Source organism: Mesorhizobium sp. M0317 (assembly GCF_040321555.1).
In the GTDB taxonomy this organism is placed as follows: domain Bacteria; phylum Pseudomonadota; class Alphaproteobacteria; order Rhizobiales; family Rhizobiaceae; genus Mesorhizobium.
Genome location: NZ_JAMYRV010000009.1, coordinates 86,464 through 102,789, shown reverse-complemented (window position 1 = coordinate 102,789; position 16,326 = coordinate 86,464). Strand labels below are relative to the sequence as shown.

Sequence of the window (16,326 nt, the reverse complement as noted above, 5' to 3'; positions counted from 1 at the left end):
GGCGGCGTCTCAGCGCCCGGCCCAGTCAATGGCGGATTGGAGGATTTTCGTCAGTGTGGCGCGCATCGGCGCGGCGAACTCGGCATCATAAGGCACCGGCCAATTGTCCGGTTCGCCCTTGCCCTCGGGCTCGCGCAAATAGCCGCGATCGGCAAGTTCCATCTGCAGCGCATGGTAGCCGCCTTGCGGATTGCCGAAATAGCGGGTGATCCAGCCACCCTTGAAACGGCCGTTGATGACATTGCTTTCACCGCTCTCGGCCATGATCTGGCCAACCAGCGCCTGCAGCGTAGGATCCGCGGTCTGGCCGTCATTGGTGCCGAGATTGAACACCGGCAGCGTGCCGTAGAACAGGCGCGGCAGCACCGACCGGATCGAGTGGCAATCGTAAATGACGACCTTCTCATGCAGGCCGCGCAGCCTGACGGACTGAGCCGCCAGCATTTCATGGTAGGGCACGAAATACGCTATGCGGCGTTGATCGATCTCCGACGGCGTCGGTTCCGCGCCGGGCAAATACAGCGGATCGCCGTCGAAGGTCTCGGTCGGGCATAGCGTCGTTGTCGTCTGCCCGGGATAGAGCGAGGCGCCGGAAGGATCGCGGTTGACATCGATGACGGTGCGCGAGATCGACGTGTGCACGACAGTCGCGCCAAGGCCGGCGGCAAAATCGTAGAGATTGTCGATCCACCAGTCGCAATCGCGGCGGCCGAGCCAGGGCGAGACCAGCCGATTGTCGATGCCGGCGAGATCGATACCCGTGTGCGGGATCGACACCAACAGGGGTGCCGTGCCTTCGGTCACTGTCAGCCAGTCGGTCATGTCAGACTCCCGAGATCGAAGGCAATGTCACCGCGCTCGCAGCCTTGATGGCTGCGCCGCTGCGCACCATGGCGATGGCTTTTTCCATGTCAGGGTGGAAATGCCGGTCATTGTCGAGATGCGGCACTTCTGCGCGGACCAGCTTGCGAACCGCTTCCAGAGCTGCACTCGACGCCAGCGGCGCATGGAAATCGCAGCCTTGCGCGGCGGCCAAGAGTTCGATGCCGATGACGGCCGTGGCGTTTTCGATCATGCCGATCAGCCGGCGAGCGCCGTGTGCGGCCATCGATACATGGTCTTCCTGGTTGGCCGAGGTCGGGATGGAATCGACACTTGCCGGATAGGCCTTCTGCTTGTTCTCAGAGACGAGCGCCGCCGCCGTCACCTGCGGGATCATGAAGCCGGAGTTCAGGCCGGGCTTCGGCGTCAGGAAGGCCGGCATGCCGGACAGCGCGGGGTCTACCAGCATGGCGATGCGGCGCTCCGACAGCGAGCCGATCTCGCAGACGGCAAGCGCGATCATGTCGGCAGCGAAAGCCACCGGCTCGGCGTGGAAATTGCCGCCTGAAAGCGCAGTATCGTCCTCGGCGAAGATCAGCGGATTGTCGGTGACGCCATTGGCCTCGGTGCCGAGCGTATCGGCAGCCTGGCGCAGCACGCTGAGTGCAGCACCCATCACCTGCGGCTGGCATCGCAGGCAGTACGGATCCTGCACGCGCTCATCGCCGACGCGGTGCGATTCACGGATGGCGCTGCCGGACATCAGATTGCGCAGCGCTGCCGCCGTCTCGATCTGGCCCGGGTGTTTTCTGAGGAGATGGATGCGCGGATCGAAGGGTGCATCCGAGCCCTTGGCAGCGTCGGTCGACAGCGCGCCGGCGACCAGAGCCGACTGATAAAGCACTTCGGCCTCGAAGAGAGCGGCCAACGCATAGGCGGTGGAGAACTGCGTGCCGTTGAGCAGCGCCAGGCCTTCCTTGGCGCCAAGCGTCACCGGCTCCAGGCCGTGCGAGACGAAAGCGACCTTGGCCGGGAAGCGGCCATGCGGTGTAAAGCATTCGCCGACGCCGATCATCACCGCCGTCATGTGCGACAGCGGCGCGAGATCGCCGGAGGCGCCGACCGAGCCCTGCGCCGGCACCATGGGGATGACGTCGTTGGCCAGCATCGCTTCCAGCAACTCGATTGTTTGCGGCCGTACGCCCGACGCGCCCTGCGCAAGGCTGGCGAGCTTCAGCGCCATCATCAGCCGAACCACCGAAACCGGCATCGGCTCGCCGACACCGGCGGCATGCGACAAAACGATGTTGCGTTGCAGGGTCTCTAGATCCTCGGCCGGAATGCGGACGCTGGCCAGTTTGCCGAAGCCGGTGTTGATGCCGTAGACCGGCTCACCCTTGGCGACGATGCGGGCGACTGCCTCGGCGCTGGCCTTGATTTTTGGCCGGCAGGAGGCGTCGAGCTTCGGCATGGCGCCACGATAGATAGCGCGCCAGTCGGCCAGCGTCGCATTGCCGGGCTTCAGGTTAAGTTCGGTCATTGTCCTCTCCAGATGCGGGCATAGAGCGGGTTGAAGCCCATGCGGTAGACGAGTTCGGCCGGACGCTCGATGTCCCAGATCGCCAGGTCGGCGGATTTTCCTGCCTCAAGCGTGCCGGTCTTGCCAAGCAGCCCAAGCGCGCGGGCAGCCTCGCGAGTGGTGCCGGCCAGGCATTCCTCGACGGTCAGGCCGAAAAGCGTCGCTGCCATGTTCATGGTCAGCAACAGCGAGGTCAGCGGCGACGTCCCGGGATTGTTGTCGGTGGCGACCGCCATCTTGACGCCGTGCTGGCGAAACAGGCCGATCGGCGGCTTCCTGGTTTCGCGGATGAAATAGTAGGCGCCGGGCAGGATGGTCGCCACGGTGCCGGCCTTGGCCATCGCTGCGGCGCCGGCCTCGTCGGTGTATTCGAGATGGTCGGCCGACAGCGCGCCATAGCGGGCGGCAAGTTCGGCGCCACGCAGGTTCGACAGCTGGTCGGCATGGAGCTTTACCGGCAGGCCAAGCGCCTTGGCCTTGTCGAAGACGCGGGCAATCTGTTCCGGCGAAAAGGCAATGCCCTCGCAAAAGCCGTCTACGGCGTCAGCCAGGCCCTCGGCGGCGATTGCGGGCAGGATCGTGTTGGCGACGAGATCGACAAAAGCGTCCTTGTCGCCTTTTGCTTCCGGCGGCAGCGCATGCGCGCCGAGGAAGGTGGTGCGGACCGTGACCGGGCGTTGCTTGTCCAGCTGCCGCGCGGCGCGAAGCGACTTCTGTTCATTTTCGAGATCGAGCCCGTAACCCGACTTTACCTCTACCGTGGTGACACCCTCGGCCATCAGCGCATCGAGGCGTGGCAGCGTCTGCGCAACCAGTGCGTCTTCGCTCGCGGCACGCAGGGATTTGACCGAGGAGACGATGCCGCCGCCGGCACGGGCGACTTCTTCATAGGTGGCGCCGGCCAGCCGCATCTCGAACTCGTTGGCACGGTTGCCGGCATGGATGAGATGGGTGTGGCAGTCGATCAGGCCGGGCGTGATCCAGCGGCCTTCGCAATCGGTAGTCTCGCCGCCCTGAGCCAACGCTGACGGCATGTCGGCTTCCGGACCGGCATAGACGATGACGCCGTCACGGGCGACGATCGCGCCCTTGTCGACAATGCCCAGTCCGGCGTCGCCTTTGGCCATGGTTGCCAAGCGCGCATTGCGCCAAAGGTGAAGGCCCCCTGCCCGGCTTTTGTTCTGTGCCGCCATCATCTTTTTCCGTTTGATTGGATGGCGATTATGTATATACATATTGAAAAGCACTGCAAGTGCAATTGTTCAGGGAATGCGGAGAAAAACGTGACGGCGATCTTTGCGGAACAGGCGCTGCTGCCCAATGGCTGGCACGACAAGGTGCGGATTTTGTTGAACGACGGTCGCATCACGGCAGTCGAAGCCGGCACGTCGATACAGGCTGACGACGAACGCCACGCCATTCTGGTGCCGGGCATGCCGAACCTGCACAGCCACGCCTTCCAGCGCGGCATGGCCGGGCTTGCCGAACTGCGCGGTCCCTCCGCCGACAGCTTCTGGAGCTGGCGCGAGGTGATGTACCGCTTCGCGCTGTCGATGACGCCGGACCAGGTCGAGGCGGTCGCCGCCCAGCTTTATGTCGAAATGCTGGAGGCCGGATTCTCGCGCGTCGGCGAATTTCATTATCTCCACCACGATCGCGACGGAAAACCCTATGCCAACCTTGCCGAGATGGCCGAACGTATTGCCGCGGCCGCCGGCGAAACCGGGATCGGCCTGACGCTGCTGCCGGTGTTTTATGCCCATTCCTCCTTCGGCGGCGCTGCGCCCAACGAAGGCCAGCGGCGATTCATCAACGATGTGAATCGGTTCGAACGCTTGCTTGAGAAAAGCCGCGAATCGGTTCGTGCGTTGAATCAGGCTGTCGTCGGCGTCGCCCCGCACAGCCTGCGCGCCGCGACGCCGGAGGAACTCAGCGCTGTTGCCGCCATTGCGCCGGACGGACCGATCCACATCCACGTCGCCGAGCAGGCGAAGGAGGTCGAGGATTGCCTGGCGTGGTCGGGTGCGCGACCGGTCGAATGGCTGCTCGCCAATGCCGGGATCGACAAGCGTTGGTGCCTGATCCACGCCACCCACATGACCGAGGCTGAGACAACCGGCATGGCCAGAAGCGGCGCCATTGCCGGGCTTTGCCCGATCACCGAGGCCAATCTCGGCGACGGCACCTTTTCAGCACCTCTGTTCATCGAACATGGCGGCCGCTTCGGCGTCGGCTCGGATTCCAACGTGCTGATCGGCCTGCCGGATGAATTGCGCCAGCTCGAATATTCGCAGCGCCTCGCACACCGCGCCCGCAATGTGCTGGCGGTGGCCGGCGGCTCGACCGGGCGGGCTCTGTTCGACGCCGCCCTCGATGGCGGCAGCACCGCACTCGGCGCCGGCCCGTCGCGGATCGCCGCCGGCGCCGCGGCTGATTTCGTCTCCCTCGACGAAAACCATCCTTCGCTGGCCGGAAAAAGTGGCGATGCGATCCTCGACGCCTGGATCTTTGCCAATGGCGGCAAGGTCGATTGCGTCTGGGTGCACGGAAAAAAACAAGTCAGCGGCGGCCGGCATGCAGTGCGTGAGACGATCGCCGAGCGCTTTCGCCATGTGATGACGGCGCTTTCGGCATGAGCATATCAGAGACAGCGGCGGTGGAAGGCGGCGGTTCGCTGCACCAGCGCATCCTGTCCGACATCAGCGAGAAAATAATGTCCGGCGCCTGGGCGCCGGGTCACCGCATCCCGTTCGAGCACGAGTTGACGGCCGAATACAATTGCTCGCGCATGACGGTGAACAAGGCGCTGTCGCAACTGGCCAAGGCCGGGCTGATAGAGCGCCGCCGCCGTTCGGGCAGCTTTGTCCGCCAGCCGCAGTCGCAGGCCGCGGTGCTGGAAATTCACGACATCAGGATCGAGGTCGAAGCGCTTGGGCTGGCCTATCGCTATGAGCGCATGGCGCGGCAGAAAAGGCGCAGCAGCGCCGAGGATCGCGCCTTGCTGGAATTGGGAGCGGCTGGACAGGTGCTGGCGCTGGAATGCCGGCATTTTGCCGGCAAGCGGCCGTTCGCGCACGAACAGCGGCTGATCAATCTGGCCGCCGTCGCGGAAGCCGCCGAGGAGGAGTTTCTCGACATTGCCCCCGGTCCTTGGCTGATCGGCCGCGTGCCATGGAGCGAGGCCGAGCACCGTATCCGCGCGGTCGCGGCCGACAGGCATATTGCCGAAGCCCTCGACGTCGCAACCGGCGCGCCCTGCCTGGTGGTCGAGCGCCGAACCTGGAGCGCCGAGCACCCGGTGACGCAGGTGAGGTTCACCTACGCCGCGGAGAGCCACACGTTGGTGGCGAGGTTCAAGCCTTCGCAGGGATAGCTCCTTTACCCTCCCCCTTGTGGGGAGGGTCGCTGCGAAGCAGCGGGGTGGGGGTCGGCGCCAGCCCCCCGCCCGGACCTTCGGTCCGACCTCCCCACAAGGGGGAGGTAGAAGGCTGCACTTTAAATCGCCGCCGTAACGATAATCTCGACAGTGTATTCCGGCCCTGCAAGCTTGGCCTCACCCGTGGCGCGGGCGGGCGTGTTGCCTTGCGGGACCCACTTGTCCCATTCCTTGTTCATCTCGGCGAAGGTGCCCATATCGGCCAGCCAGATGATCGCCTGCAGGATCTTGGTCTTGTCGGTGCCGGCCTTGGCCAGCAGTTCGTCGATAGATGCGAGGATCGACCTCGTCTGTTCGCCAACGCTGGCGCCGGGCGTTCCGACCTGGCCGGCGAGATAGACGGTGTTGCCGTGGATGACGATCTGGCTCATGCGCGGGCCAACATCGATGCGACGAATGCTCATGGGATGGTTCCTTCGTTTGTCGGTGCGCCTGTTTAGAGTCGCTGCCGCCTCCGGGCAAGGCCAACAGCGCGAAACCTCTTGAGCCTGGGTTGGATCTTGGGCCGCAAATGTCTATCTGCGCCGAGGGATTTCTTTCCGGCGCGGATTGCCGACCTCGTGTGAGAGTGGCAAGACTTTGCGCCAAACCAGATTGGAGGATGAGAGCCATGGAATATCGCGAAATCAGCGAGGACTATTCGGTCTCGGGCCAGATCCAGCCCGAAGATGCCGCCGCCATCAAGGAAGCCGGTTTCAAGAGCGTGATCTGCAACCGGCCGGATGACGAGCAGCCCGACCAGCCTTCGGCCGACAGCGTCAAGGCGGCGGTCGAAGCCGCGGGGCTGGCCTTCCGTTACATCCCGGTGATCAGCGGCCAGATCACAGCCGAGAATGTCGAAGATCAGGCCGAAGCGCTCGACGCGCTCGAAGGCCCGGTGTTTGCCTATTGCCGCTCCGGCGCGCGCTGCACCAATCTCTACGGGCTGATCCAGCAGTCCAAGGGGTGAGCATCCTGAGGCGCTGGCGATCCCTCACACCCCCCTCTGTCCTGCCGGACATCTCCCCCGCAAGGGGGGAGATCGGATGTCGCCTTCGCTCTTCGCCAATCGCCGACGTTGCAGGATGAGCGCTGGACAAAGCTGCTGATCTCCTCCTTGCGGGGGAGATGGCCGGCAGGCCAGAGAGGGGTGCTGTCCCGCCGACGTATCAACTGAAACTCTCTCAAACTAGATCGGCAGCGCGCCGGTCTCCTTCAGCGTCTCCAACACGATCGCCGTCTTCACATGCTGCACGGAGTCGTGCGGCAGGAGCACACCGTTGACGAATTCCGACAATGATTTCAGATCGGGCGTCACCACCTTCAAGATATAATCCATCTCACCGGTCAGCGCGTGCGCCTCCTGCACTTCCGGCAGCCGCGCCAGCAATTCGCCGAAGCGCCGCGCATTGTCGCGGTTGTGGGTGGCGAGCGTCACCGAGATGACGTTGACCAGCGAGAAGCCGAGCTTGTCGCGGTCGAGCACCGCCCGGTAGCCCTTGATATAGCCGTCCTCTTCCAACCGCTGGCGGCGGCGCGAGCATTGGGAGGCGGAGAGGTTCACCCGCTCCGACAGGTCGTTGTTGGTCAGCCGCGCATCGCCCTGCAGAAGTGCCATTATCTTGCGGTCGAACTGATCGATGCGCGTCTCATTCATGATCTTTGGCCCGTTTGTGCACAATTCACGCACGATCTGATCATTTCAAGCGTTTGAATGCAAGCACCGTGCAGCCGCTCCGCGTTATGATTGCACGTGGTCCGCTGCGGCCACCGCCAGTTTTGGAGCAATGCCATGGGTCCCTTTCCGCACGACGCCCCGCCCGCCAAGATCAGCAAGGAAAACCCCGCCGGCACCGACGGTTTCGAGTTCGTCGAGTTCGCCCATGCGGAGCCGCAGAAGCTCGCCGAGCTGTTCACCCGCATGGGCTATGTCGCGGTGGCCAAGCACCGCACGAAGGACATCACCGTCTGGCGCCAGGGCGACATCAACTATGTCGTCAATGCCGAGCCGGGTTCGCATGCGATGAAATTCGTCGACAAGCACGGCCCCTGCGCCGCCTCGATGGCCTGGCGCGTGGTCGATGCAAAGCATGCGTTCGAGCATGCGGTATCGAAAGGCGCCACGCCCTACGACGGCAACGACAAGGCGCTCGACGTGCCGGCCATTGTCGGCATTGGCGGCTCACTGCTCTATTTCATCGAAGCCTATGGCAAGAAGGGCTCGGCCTATGATGCCGAGTTCGAGTGGCTGGGCGAACGCGACCCGCGGCCCCAGGGCGTCGGCTTCTATTTCCTCGACCACCTCACCCACAATGTCTATCGCGGCCAGATGGACAAATGGTGGGACTTTTATCGCGAATTGTTCGGCTTCAAGCAGATCCATTTCTTCGACATCGACGGCAAGATCACCGGCCTCGTCAGCCGCGCCATCACCTCGCCCTGCGGCAAGATCCGTATCCCGCTGAACGAGTCCAAGGACGACACCAGCCAGATCGCCGAGTATCTGAAGAAGTACAATGGCGAAGGCATCCAGCATATCGCTGTCGGCACCGACGACATCTACGCCGCCACCGACAAGCTTGCCGACAACGGGCTGAAGTTCATGCCCGGTCCGCCGGAGACCTACTACGACATGTCGTACAACAGGGTGAACGGGCATGACGAGCCGATCGAGCGGATGAAGAAGCACGGCATCCTGATCGACGGCGAAGGCGTGGTCGACGGCGGCATGACCAAGATCCTGCTGCAGATATTCTCCAAAACCGTGATCGGCCCGATCTTCTTCGAATTCATCCAGAGGAAGGGCGACGAAGGTTTTGGCGAAGGCAATTTCCGCGCGCTGTTCGAGTCGATCGAGCAGGACCAGATCAAGCGCGGCGTGATCAAGGTCGATGGCAAGGCGGCGTGAAAACCGTAAGCTCGTTTGCGGCTCGATCGGCTTTGATCTAAGTTCCGATCACAAGAGAGGTCGAGCCGTGAACGTCTCCATAACCGAAGCAAAGGCCAAACTATCGGAACTCGTCGGCCGCGCGGAAGCCGGCGAGGAGATAGTCATCACTCGTCACGGCAAGATCGCGGCGCGGCTCGTGGCACCAGTTCGAGAAGACTTGTTGTCGCGCATAGGTGCCCTGAAGGGCAAGATTTGGATTTCTGACGATTTCGACAAACTCGGCCCTGAATGGAACGAGTACACCAGATAAAGGTCAGAGGCCCAGCCGCTCGACCTCTTCCTTCCTCACCTTCAAATCATAATCGAGCAAAAACTCGTCCAGCTGCGGCGGCGCGACCGAGCTGCCCGAGAGCATCGCGTGAACCTGGCCGCGATGGTGGATGTCGTGGAGGAAGACATGGGCGAGAATGTCGCCGATCTTTTCGGGGATCATGCCGTCCTCGCGCCGGTCCGTGATGACCTGACGGTCGAGATCCGCCTCCGACAGCTTCTCGCAAAAGGCGATTAGGCGTCGATCTGCTGCGACCTGGGCGGCAAACAGCGCCTGCGGCACATCGAACGGCACGTAGTCGTCATAAGCGGCCGCACCGACGCCGCCTTCTTCGAGAAAATCGAGATAGAGTTGATCGACCGCGAGGATGTGGTTGAGCGTCGCCTTGATCGACGGGAAGAAGCTTGTGCGCTCGGCTTCGAATTCGCCGGGCTTTAGCTGCAGCACGGCGCGACAGAGCCGGTCGTTCGACCAGAGATTGTTGCCGGCCATGCGGCTGAAATGCTCGAGCAGGGTCACGCGTTCATTCGTCTGATCAGGCCAATGCCTGCCGCCATCACCGCGAAGCCGGCGACAACGATCAGCAGCAGCCGGTTCATGCGCCGCCGCATCGCCTGCGTCTCCTCGTCCCGCGCCACATTGGTCTTGGTGATGGTGTGGAACATCATCGCCTTGCGCGGGTAGCCGCTGCGGTTGGTCAGATCAGGCGAGCGCGCCTCGATGCGGTAGCTCAGCCGGATCGCCTGGATGAAGACCACCAGAATGGCCAGCGCCCAGACGCCGGCCAGCAGGTAGAACGCCTCGCCCGTCATTGCATTGCCCCCTCTTATGCCTGGGACTTCTCGACCTTCTGCTCGATGGCGCCGAAGATCGAGTTTCCGCTTTTATTCTTCATCTCGATACGCACCGTATCGCCAAAGCGCAGGAACGGCGTCTTGGGCTCGCCAGACTCAATGGTCTCGATCATGCGCAGTTCAGCGATGCAGGAATAGCCGGCGCCGCCGGCCGCCACCGGTTTGCCCGGCCCGCCATCCAGCTTGTTGGAGACGGTGCCGGAACCGATGACGGTGCCGGCAACCAGCGGCCGTGTCTTTGCGGCATGGGCAATCAGCGCCGGGAAGTCGAAGGTCATGTCGACGCCGGCATTGGCACGGCCGAACGGCTTGCCGTTGACGTCGGCGAGCAGAGGCAGGTTGACCTTGCCGCCATCCCAGGCGTCGCCGAGTTCGTCCGGCGTCACCGCCACCGGCGAAAAAGCCGAGGACGGCTTCGACTGGAAGAAGCCAAACCCCTTGGCGAGTTCGGGTCCGGTGAGCGCGCGCAGCGTCACATCATTGACCAGCATGACCAGCCGGATCGCAGCGCGCGCCTGGTCGAGGCTGGCGCCCATCGGCACATCCTCGACGACGACGGCGACCTCCGCCTCCATGTCGATGCCGAAGGCTTCGTCCGCCGCGCGGATCGGCTCGCGCGGCGCGATAAAGGAATCCGAGCCACCCTGATAGATCAGCGGATCGGTCCAGAAGCTTGCCGGCATCTCGGCGCCGCGGGCTTTGCGCACCAGCTCGACATGGTTCACGTAGGCCGAACCATCGGCCCATTGATAGGCGCGTGGCAGCGGCGAATGGGCATCATGCTCATGGAAGCGTGCCGACGGCACCGCATTGTTCTCCAGCGATTCGGCGATGGTCGCCAGATGCGGCGAAATCCGTTGCCAGTCGTCGAGCGCGGCCTGCAGCGTGCGCGCCAGGAACGAGGCGTCGGTGAAGCGCGTCAGGTCGCGCGAGACGACGACGAGTTTTCCGTCGCGCGTCCCGTCCTTCAATGTGGCAAGCTTCATGCGGTTTCCTCTCCTGATGCGGCTTTGGCGCCGTCTAAGTTCACAACAAGGCCGTCGCGGGCAATCGTCAAGTCACCCGCCCACGATTTCCTGACGGCGGCCTCCCAGTCGGCATCGCCGATCGCGGCATCGTCGGCCGGAATGAGGTGGTTGAGCACCAGCCTCTTCACCCCGGCATCGCTGGCGATGCGCCCGGCTTCCTCGGCAAAGGAGTGGCTGGCGAGCAGATGTTCTTTCAGCCGCGCGCCATTGCCGGTCCTGGCGACCAGCCGCTCGATGCCCTCGTCCAGCATGGCTTCATGGACGAGGATGTCGGCATTTTTGGCGAAGCCGGCGAGCGGCGGGAAGAAGGCGGTGTCGGATGAGAAGACGACGCTTTTACCGCCTTGCTCGAACCGCAGCGCGAAACAGTCGGTTACCGGTGGATGGTCGACGCGCAGTGCCGAGACCTTCAGGCCGCGTTGTGCGAAAACCTGGCCTTCGCCGAATTCAACGATCGAAACCAGTTCGCGGATGTCCGGCCTGCCTTCGTCGACGATTCGGATCTCGATGTCGAACTCCATCGCCTGGCAGAAGCGCCGCCAGTAATGGCCGGTGCCGGGCGGTCCGAACAACGTCACCGGACTGGCCAGACCGGCGGTCCAGGCGGTGTGGAGCAGCGCCCCCAGTTCCAGCACATGATCGGAATGCAGATGGGTGACGAAGATCAGGTCGAGCGCCTTCAGGCTGACGCCGGCATCGACCAGGCCACGCGTGACACCCAGCCCGCAATCGACGACGATGGTCCGCCCGCCAAGCTCCAGCAGCGACGAACTCGGCCACGGCCCGCCCGACCGCAACGCCGGGCCGCCTTTCGAGCCGAGAAGCACCAGCCGGTCGCTCATCGAGCTGATCTCAAGACCAGTCGCCCTCCGGCGTGCCGTTGAAGCGCTTCTTCAGGTCGGTCCAGCAGTCAATGTAATTGTCCTGCCTTGTTTCAAGCTCGGCGCCGTAGCGGGTCAGCATTTGCGGGAATCGGGTCTCGAACATGAAGGCCATCGTGTTGTCGAGCTTGACCGGTTTCAGCTCGGAGCGCGAGGCCTTTTCGAAGCCAGGTGCGTCGGGGCCGTGGGCCAGCATCAGATTGTGCAGGCTGATGCCGCCGGGCACGAAGCCTTCTTCCTTGGCGTCGTACTGGCCATGGATCAGGCCCATGAACTCGCTCATGATGTTGCGGTGGTACCAGGGCGGCCGGAACGTGTCTTCCGCCACCAGCCAGCGCGGCGGGAAGATGACGAAGTCGATATTGGCGGTGCCCTCCTCGCCGCTCGGCGCCGTCAGCACGGTGAAGATCGACGGATCGGGATGGTCGAACAGGATGGCGCCGACCGGCGAAAACGTCGCCAGATCATATTTGTAGGGCGCATAGTTGCCGTGCCAGGCGACGACGTCGAGCGGCGAATGGCCGATCTCGGTGACGTTGAAATTGCCGCACCATTTCACCGTCAGCCGGCACGGCGTCTCCTTCTCCTCGAACCAGGCGCTGGGCGTCTTGAAGTCGCGTGGGTTGGCCAGGCAGTTGGCGCCGATCGGGCCGCGGTCGGGCAGCGTCAGCTTGGCGCCGTAATTCTCGCAGACATAGCCGCGCACTTCCTTGTCGGCGAGCTCGACCTTGAACACCAGACCGCGCGGCAGCACGGCGATCTCGCCGGGCCGAAGCTCGATGACGCCCATCTCGGTGACAAAGCGCAAGGCACCGACCTGGGGGACAATCAGCAACTCGCCGTCGGCGTTGAAGAAATGGTCGTCGACCATCGAGCGGTTGGCGACATAGACATGCGCCGCCATGCCGCTTTGGCCCAGCACGTCGCCGGCGGTGGTGATGGTGCGCATCCCTTGAATGAAATCGGTCGGCTCCTTCGGCATCGGCACCGGGTTCCAGCGGTACTGGCCGAGCGCCAGCTCGTGGTCGCCGACATTGGGAGCGGTCTTCCACAGGGGATAGCTCGCCGCCTTGAAGCGGCCGGTGTGTTTTACGCTCGGCCGGATGCGGTAGAGCCAGGAGCGCTCATTGGTGCCGCGCGGGGCGGTGAAGGGCGAGCCCGAGAGCTGCTCGGCATAAAGTCCGTAAGCCGGCCGCTGCGGGGAATTGCGCCCTTGCGGCAGCGAGCCGGGCAGCGTTTCGGTCTCAAAATCATTGCCGAAGCCCGGCATGTAGGAAAATTCCATCCGATCCTCCCTAATCCCGACCGCCGCGAAGCGCGGCCTGCCGGCGATGTTGACCAAACTGGTTTCATTTGTAACCATCGAAAATGTAACTATCAACGGCTGATGCCGCATCCACGGTGCGCATATGGAAACCCTCGAACTCGAAAATTTCCTGCCCTACCGGCTTTACCGGCTGGCCGACGCTGTCAGCCGAGAATTTTCAAAAATCTACCGCGACCGTCACGGTCTGACGCGGCCGGAATGGCGCACGCTGTCAGGGCTCGGACAGCGCGGCACCATGACGGCGACAGCGCTTGGCGAACAGTCGGCCATGCACAAGACCAAGGTGTCGCGCGCCGTGGCCGAGCTCGAGCGGCGACGCTGGCTGGTACGCACAACCGACGAGAATGATCGACGTGTAGAGCATCTGGCGCTGACGAAGGCGGGGCTGGCGGCCTATGGCGAAATGGTGCCGCTGGCGAAGGCGTTTGAACGGGAGTTGCTGGAGAGGCTGAGCACAGAGGAGCGGACAGCGATTGTGAGCGGCGTGGCGGCGCTGGAGGGAGCGTTGGGTGAATAAAGAATCTGCTCCGCCGTGATCCTTCACACCCCCCTCTGTCCTGCCGGACATCTCCCCCGCAAGGGGGGAGACCAGATGTCGCGAAGGCTTTCGCCAATCTCCAATGTTGCAGAGGTTGGCGAGCCGTCAAAGCTGCCAATCTCCCTCCTTGCGGGGGAGATGGCCGGCAGGCCAGAGGGGGGTGCTGTCCCGCCGGCTTCTCCAGCTAGAACGTGCCTCTGCGCCTACCAATCCATCACCACCTTACCCGAACTGCCGCTCCTCATCGCATCGAACCCTGTCTGGAAATCATCGATACCGATCCGATGCGTGATGAGCCCGCCGACATCCAGCGGGCCTTGCACCAGCGCGATCATTTTGTACCAAGTCTCGAACATCTCGCGGCCGTAAATGCCCTTCAAGTGCAGCATCTTGAAGATGACCTTGTTCCAGTCGATCTCAAAGCCGGTCGGCGCGATGCCCAGAATGGCGATCTTGCCGCCATTGTTCATCGTGTCGATCATGTCGCGGAAGGCGGGCGCGGCGCCCGACATTTCCAAGCCGACATCAAAACCTTCGGTCATGCCGAGCGCCGGCATGACATCCCTAAGCTTTTCCTTCGAAGCGTCGACGACATGCTGGACGCCGAGCTTTTTGGCCAGCGCCAGCCGCACCGGGTTGATGTCGGTGATGACGACTTTTCGCGCGCCCACACATTGCGCCACCAGCGCGCCCATGATGCCGATTGGCCCGGCGCCGGTGACCAGCACATCCTCACCGACCAGGTCGAAGGACAGAGCGGTGTGGACGGCATTGCCCAGGGGATCGAAGATCGCGGCGATCTCGTCGGGCACATCGTCGGGGATCGGCACGACATTGTGCTGCGGGATCGCCAGATATTCGCCGAAGGCGCCGGGGCGGTTGACGCCGACGCCGAGCGTGTTACGGCAGAGATGCCCCCTGCCGGCGCGGCAATTGCGGCAATGGCCGCAGACGATGTGACCTTCGCCGGAGACACGCTGGCCGACCTTGTATTCGGTGACCGCAGCGCCGAAATCGGCCACCGTGCCGACGAATTCATGGCCGGTCACCATCGGCACCGGCACGGTCTTCTGCGCCCACTGGTCCCAATTGTAGATGTGGACGTCGGTGCCGCAGATCGCCGTCTTCTTGACCTTGATCAGCACGTCGTTGGGGCCGATCTCCGGCACCGGTACCTCTTCCATCCAGATGCCCGGTTCGGCCTTGGCCTTCACCAGCGCCTTCATCATGTTCGACATGCTTTTGTCCCTTGAATCCCTTGATCCGGAATCGCTTTTGGCGATCAGGAAATGACGCCCAACTCTTTTCCCACCGCCGCGAACGCTGCCACGGCGCGGTCGATGTCGGCGCTGGAATGCGCCGCCGACATCTGCGTGCGGATGCGCGCCTGGCCTTTCGGCACCACCGGGAAGGAAAAGCCGATGACATAGATGCCGCGCTTCAGCATGCGCGCCGCCATTTCCTGCGCCAGGCTGGCATCGCCCAGCATCACCGGAATGATCGGATGATCGGCGCCGGCCAGCGTGAAGCCGAGCTTGCCCATTTCGGAGCGAAAGCGCGCCGCATTGGCATAGAGGCGTTCGCGCAGGGCGTCGCCATTGCGGATCAGCTCGAACACCTTGATGGAAGCGCCGGCAATCGCCGGCATCAGCGTGTTGGAGAAGAGATAAGGCCGCGAACGCTGGCGCAGCCAGTCGACGACCTGGCTTTTGCCGGAGGTGTAGCCGCCGGAGGCGCCGCCGAGCGCCTTGCCGAGCGTGCCGGTGATGATATCCACCCTGCCCTCGACGCCGCAATGCTCGGCCGAGCCGCGGCCGTTCTTGCCGACGAAGCCGACGGCATGGCTGTCGTCGACCATCACCATGGCGCCGTACTTTTCCGCGAGGTCGCAGACGCCTTTCAGATTGGCGATGATGCCGTCCATGGAGAACACGCCGTCGGTGGCGATCAGGCGGAAGCGGCAGTCTTTCGCCTCTTTCAGCCGCGCTTCGAGGTCGGCCATGTCGTTGTTGGCATAGCGGAAACGCTTGGCCTTCGACAGCCGCACGCCGTCGATGATCGAGGCATGGTTCAGCGCATCGGAGATGATCGCATCCTCCTCGCCGAGCAGCGTTTCGAACAGGCCGCCATTGGCGTCGAAGCAGGAGCCGTAAAGGATGGTGTCGTCCAGGCCGAGGAAGGATGAAATCGTTGATTCAAGCTGCTTGTGCTCTTCCTGCGTGCCGCAGATGAAGCGCACCGAGGCCATGCCGTAACCGTAGCGGTCGAGCGCGCCTTTGGCCGCGGTGCGCAACTCGGCGCTGTCGGCGAGGCCGAGATAGTTGTTGGCGCAGAAGTTCAGCACCTTGTCGCCGCCGACTTCGATCTCAGCCGACTGGGTCGAGGTGATCACCCGCTCGGATTTGTAGAGCCCGGCGGATTTCAGCCCTTGCAGTTCGTTGTCGATATGGGAGAGGAATGCCGCGCTCATGATCAGGTCCTGTTGAGATTGGCGCGACTGTCGCGCTACGCGCACTAAAAATCCATCGCAAAAGCGACCGTTTCGGTGGCACGGCGGGCTCAACCCTGGCGCGATCCGATCGCATGGCCAGCATGCTGGAGTAGCAGGCACGCGAATACGGCCGTGCCGCGAAAGAACATGATAACCATTTCAGCAGCTTT

At 63.3% G+C, this 16,326-nt stretch carries 18 protein-coding genes; 6 read left to right on the top strand and 12 right to left on the bottom strand.

Going from position 1 to position 16,326, the window contains the following annotated elements:
* Nucleotides 1-9: 9 nt before the first annotated feature.
* The 3 genes from hutG to hutI are packed head-to-tail and all read right to left on the bottom strand — an operon-like array spanning nucleotide 10 to nucleotide 3,594.
* The gene (hutG, locus tag NKI88_RS09975; RefSeq protein ID WP_023689634.1) at nucleotides 10-822 is read right to left on the bottom strand and encodes an N-formylglutamate deformylase; all 813 of its coding nucleotides are present in this window, start codon (nucleotides 820-822) and stop codon (nucleotides 10-12) included.
* A gap of 1 nt (nucleotide 823) precedes the next feature.
* The gene (hutH, locus tag NKI88_RS09970; RefSeq protein ID WP_352654898.1) at nucleotides 824-2,362 is read right to left on the bottom strand and encodes a histidine ammonia-lyase; all 1,539 of its coding nucleotides are present in this window, start codon (nucleotides 2,360-2,362) and stop codon (nucleotides 824-826) included.
* Nucleotides 2,359-3,594 carry an imidazolonepropionase gene (hutI, locus tag NKI88_RS09965; RefSeq protein ID WP_352654896.1) on the bottom strand — a complete coding sequence of 412 codons (1,236 nt, stop codon included), beginning with the start codon at nucleotides 3,592-3,594 and terminating at the stop codon, nucleotides 2,359-2,361. Before hutI ends, hutH begins: the two co-directional genes overlap by 4 nt.
* A gap of 90 nt (nucleotides 3,595-3,684) precedes the next feature.
* Here hutI and NKI88_RS09960 point away from each other — a divergent pair, with 90 nt between their 5' ends.
* Together NKI88_RS09960 and hutC are read left to right on the top strand one after the other, a co-directional pair.
* Entirely contained in the window at nucleotides 3,685-5,037 is a 1,353-nt protein-coding gene (locus tag NKI88_RS09960) for a formimidoylglutamate deiminase (protein WP_352535510.1), read from the top strand.
* The gene (hutC, locus tag NKI88_RS09955) at nucleotides 5,034-5,774 is read left to right on the top strand and encodes a histidine utilization transcriptional repressor HutC (RefSeq protein WP_352535511.1); all 741 of its coding nucleotides are present in this window, start codon (nucleotides 5,034-5,036) and stop codon (nucleotides 5,772-5,774) included. The genes NKI88_RS09960 and hutC overlap by 4 nt, the downstream gene beginning before the upstream one ends.
* 122 nt (nucleotides 5,775-5,896) lie before the next feature.
* Here hutC and NKI88_RS09950 read toward each other — a convergent pair whose 3' ends face one another.
* Nucleotides 5,897-6,241: a RidA family protein gene (locus NKI88_RS09950; RefSeq protein WP_023672906.1), complete on the bottom strand. Its 345-nt coding sequence runs from the start codon at nucleotides 6,239-6,241 to the stop codon at nucleotides 5,897-5,899.
* Nucleotides 6,242-6,447: 206 nt separating this feature from the next.
* Here NKI88_RS09950 and NKI88_RS09945 point away from each other — a divergent pair, with 206 nt between their 5' ends.
* Nucleotides 6,448-6,786: a protein tyrosine phosphatase family protein gene (locus NKI88_RS09945; protein WP_023672907.1), complete on the top strand. Its 339-nt coding sequence runs from the start codon at nucleotides 6,448-6,450 to the stop codon at nucleotides 6,784-6,786.
* Between the two features lie 219 nt (nucleotides 6,787-7,005).
* On the opposite strand, the gene NKI88_RS09940 is transcribed toward NKI88_RS09945, so the two are convergent.
* On the bottom strand, nucleotides 7,006-7,473 hold the full coding sequence (locus NKI88_RS09940; protein ID WP_023689628.1) for an Lrp/AsnC family transcriptional regulator: 468 nt from the start codon (nucleotides 7,471-7,473) through the stop codon (nucleotides 7,006-7,008).
* Nucleotides 7,474-7,608: 135 nt separating this feature from the next.
* On the opposite strand from NKI88_RS09940, the gene hppD reads away from it, so the two are divergent.
* Nucleotides 7,609-8,724, top strand: a complete 1,116-nt coding sequence (gene hppD / locus NKI88_RS09935; protein WP_023694412.1) for a 4-hydroxyphenylpyruvate dioxygenase — start codon at nucleotides 7,609-7,611, stop codon at nucleotides 8,722-8,724.
* A 67-nt stretch (nucleotides 8,725-8,791) separates the two neighbouring features.
* Complete coding sequence (locus NKI88_RS09930) at nucleotides 8,792-9,016, top strand: type II toxin-antitoxin system Phd/YefM family antitoxin (protein ID WP_023702307.1); 225 nt, start codon at nucleotides 8,792-8,794, stop codon at nucleotides 9,014-9,016.
* 3 nt (nucleotides 9,017-9,019) lie between these two features.
* Here NKI88_RS09930 and NKI88_RS09925 read toward each other — a convergent pair whose 3' ends face one another.
* The 5 genes from NKI88_RS09925 to hmgA are packed head-to-tail and all read right to left on the bottom strand — an operon-like array spanning nucleotide 9,020 to nucleotide 13,085.
* Nucleotides 9,020-9,556 (bottom strand): DinB family protein, encoded by a 537-nt coding sequence (locus NKI88_RS09925; RefSeq protein WP_352519323.1) that lies wholly within the window; start codon nucleotides 9,554-9,556, stop codon nucleotides 9,020-9,022.
* Entirely contained in the window at nucleotides 9,553-9,849 is a 297-nt protein-coding gene (locus NKI88_RS09920; protein ID WP_352519324.1) for a hypothetical protein, read from the bottom strand. The genes NKI88_RS09925 and NKI88_RS09920 overlap by 4 nt, the downstream gene beginning before the upstream one ends.
* A 14-nt stretch (nucleotides 9,850-9,863) precedes the next feature.
* The gene (locus tag NKI88_RS09915) at nucleotides 9,864-10,877 is read right to left on the bottom strand and encodes a fumarylacetoacetate hydrolase family protein (RefSeq protein WP_352654892.1); all 1,014 of its coding nucleotides are present in this window, start codon (nucleotides 10,875-10,877) and stop codon (nucleotides 9,864-9,866) included.
* Nucleotides 10,874-11,761, bottom strand: coding sequence for an MBL fold metallo-hydrolase (locus tag NKI88_RS09910; protein ID WP_023747726.1), 888 nt, complete (start codon nucleotides 11,759-11,761; stop codon nucleotides 10,874-10,876). Before NKI88_RS09910 ends, NKI88_RS09915 begins: the two co-directional genes overlap by 4 nt.
* Before the next feature lie 10 nt (nucleotides 11,762-11,771).
* Nucleotides 11,772-13,085: a homogentisate 1,2-dioxygenase gene (gene hmgA, locus NKI88_RS09905; RefSeq protein WP_023724853.1), complete on the bottom strand. Its 1,314-nt coding sequence runs from the start codon at nucleotides 13,083-13,085 to the stop codon at nucleotides 11,772-11,774.
* A 124-nt stretch (nucleotides 13,086-13,209) separates the two neighbouring features.
* On the opposite strand from hmgA, the gene NKI88_RS09900 reads away from it, so the two are divergent.
* A complete protein-coding gene (locus tag NKI88_RS09900) occupies nucleotides 13,210-13,644 on the top strand; it encodes a MarR family winged helix-turn-helix transcriptional regulator (protein ID WP_352652159.1) in 435 nt (144 codons plus the stop codon).
* Nucleotides 13,645-13,868: 224 nt separating this feature from the next.
* On the opposite strand, the gene tdh is transcribed toward NKI88_RS09900, so the two are convergent.
* Nucleotides 13,869-14,903 carry an L-threonine 3-dehydrogenase gene (tdh, locus tag NKI88_RS09895; protein ID WP_023698011.1) on the bottom strand — a complete coding sequence of 345 codons (1,035 nt, stop codon included), beginning with the start codon at nucleotides 14,901-14,903 and terminating at the stop codon, nucleotides 13,869-13,871.
* Between the two features lie 44 nt (nucleotides 14,904-14,947).
* Nucleotides 14,948-16,135, bottom strand: a complete 1,188-nt coding sequence (locus NKI88_RS09890; protein WP_352654889.1) for a glycine C-acetyltransferase — start codon at nucleotides 16,133-16,135, stop codon at nucleotides 14,948-14,950.
* Between the last annotated feature and the right edge of the window lie 191 nt (nucleotides 16,136-16,326).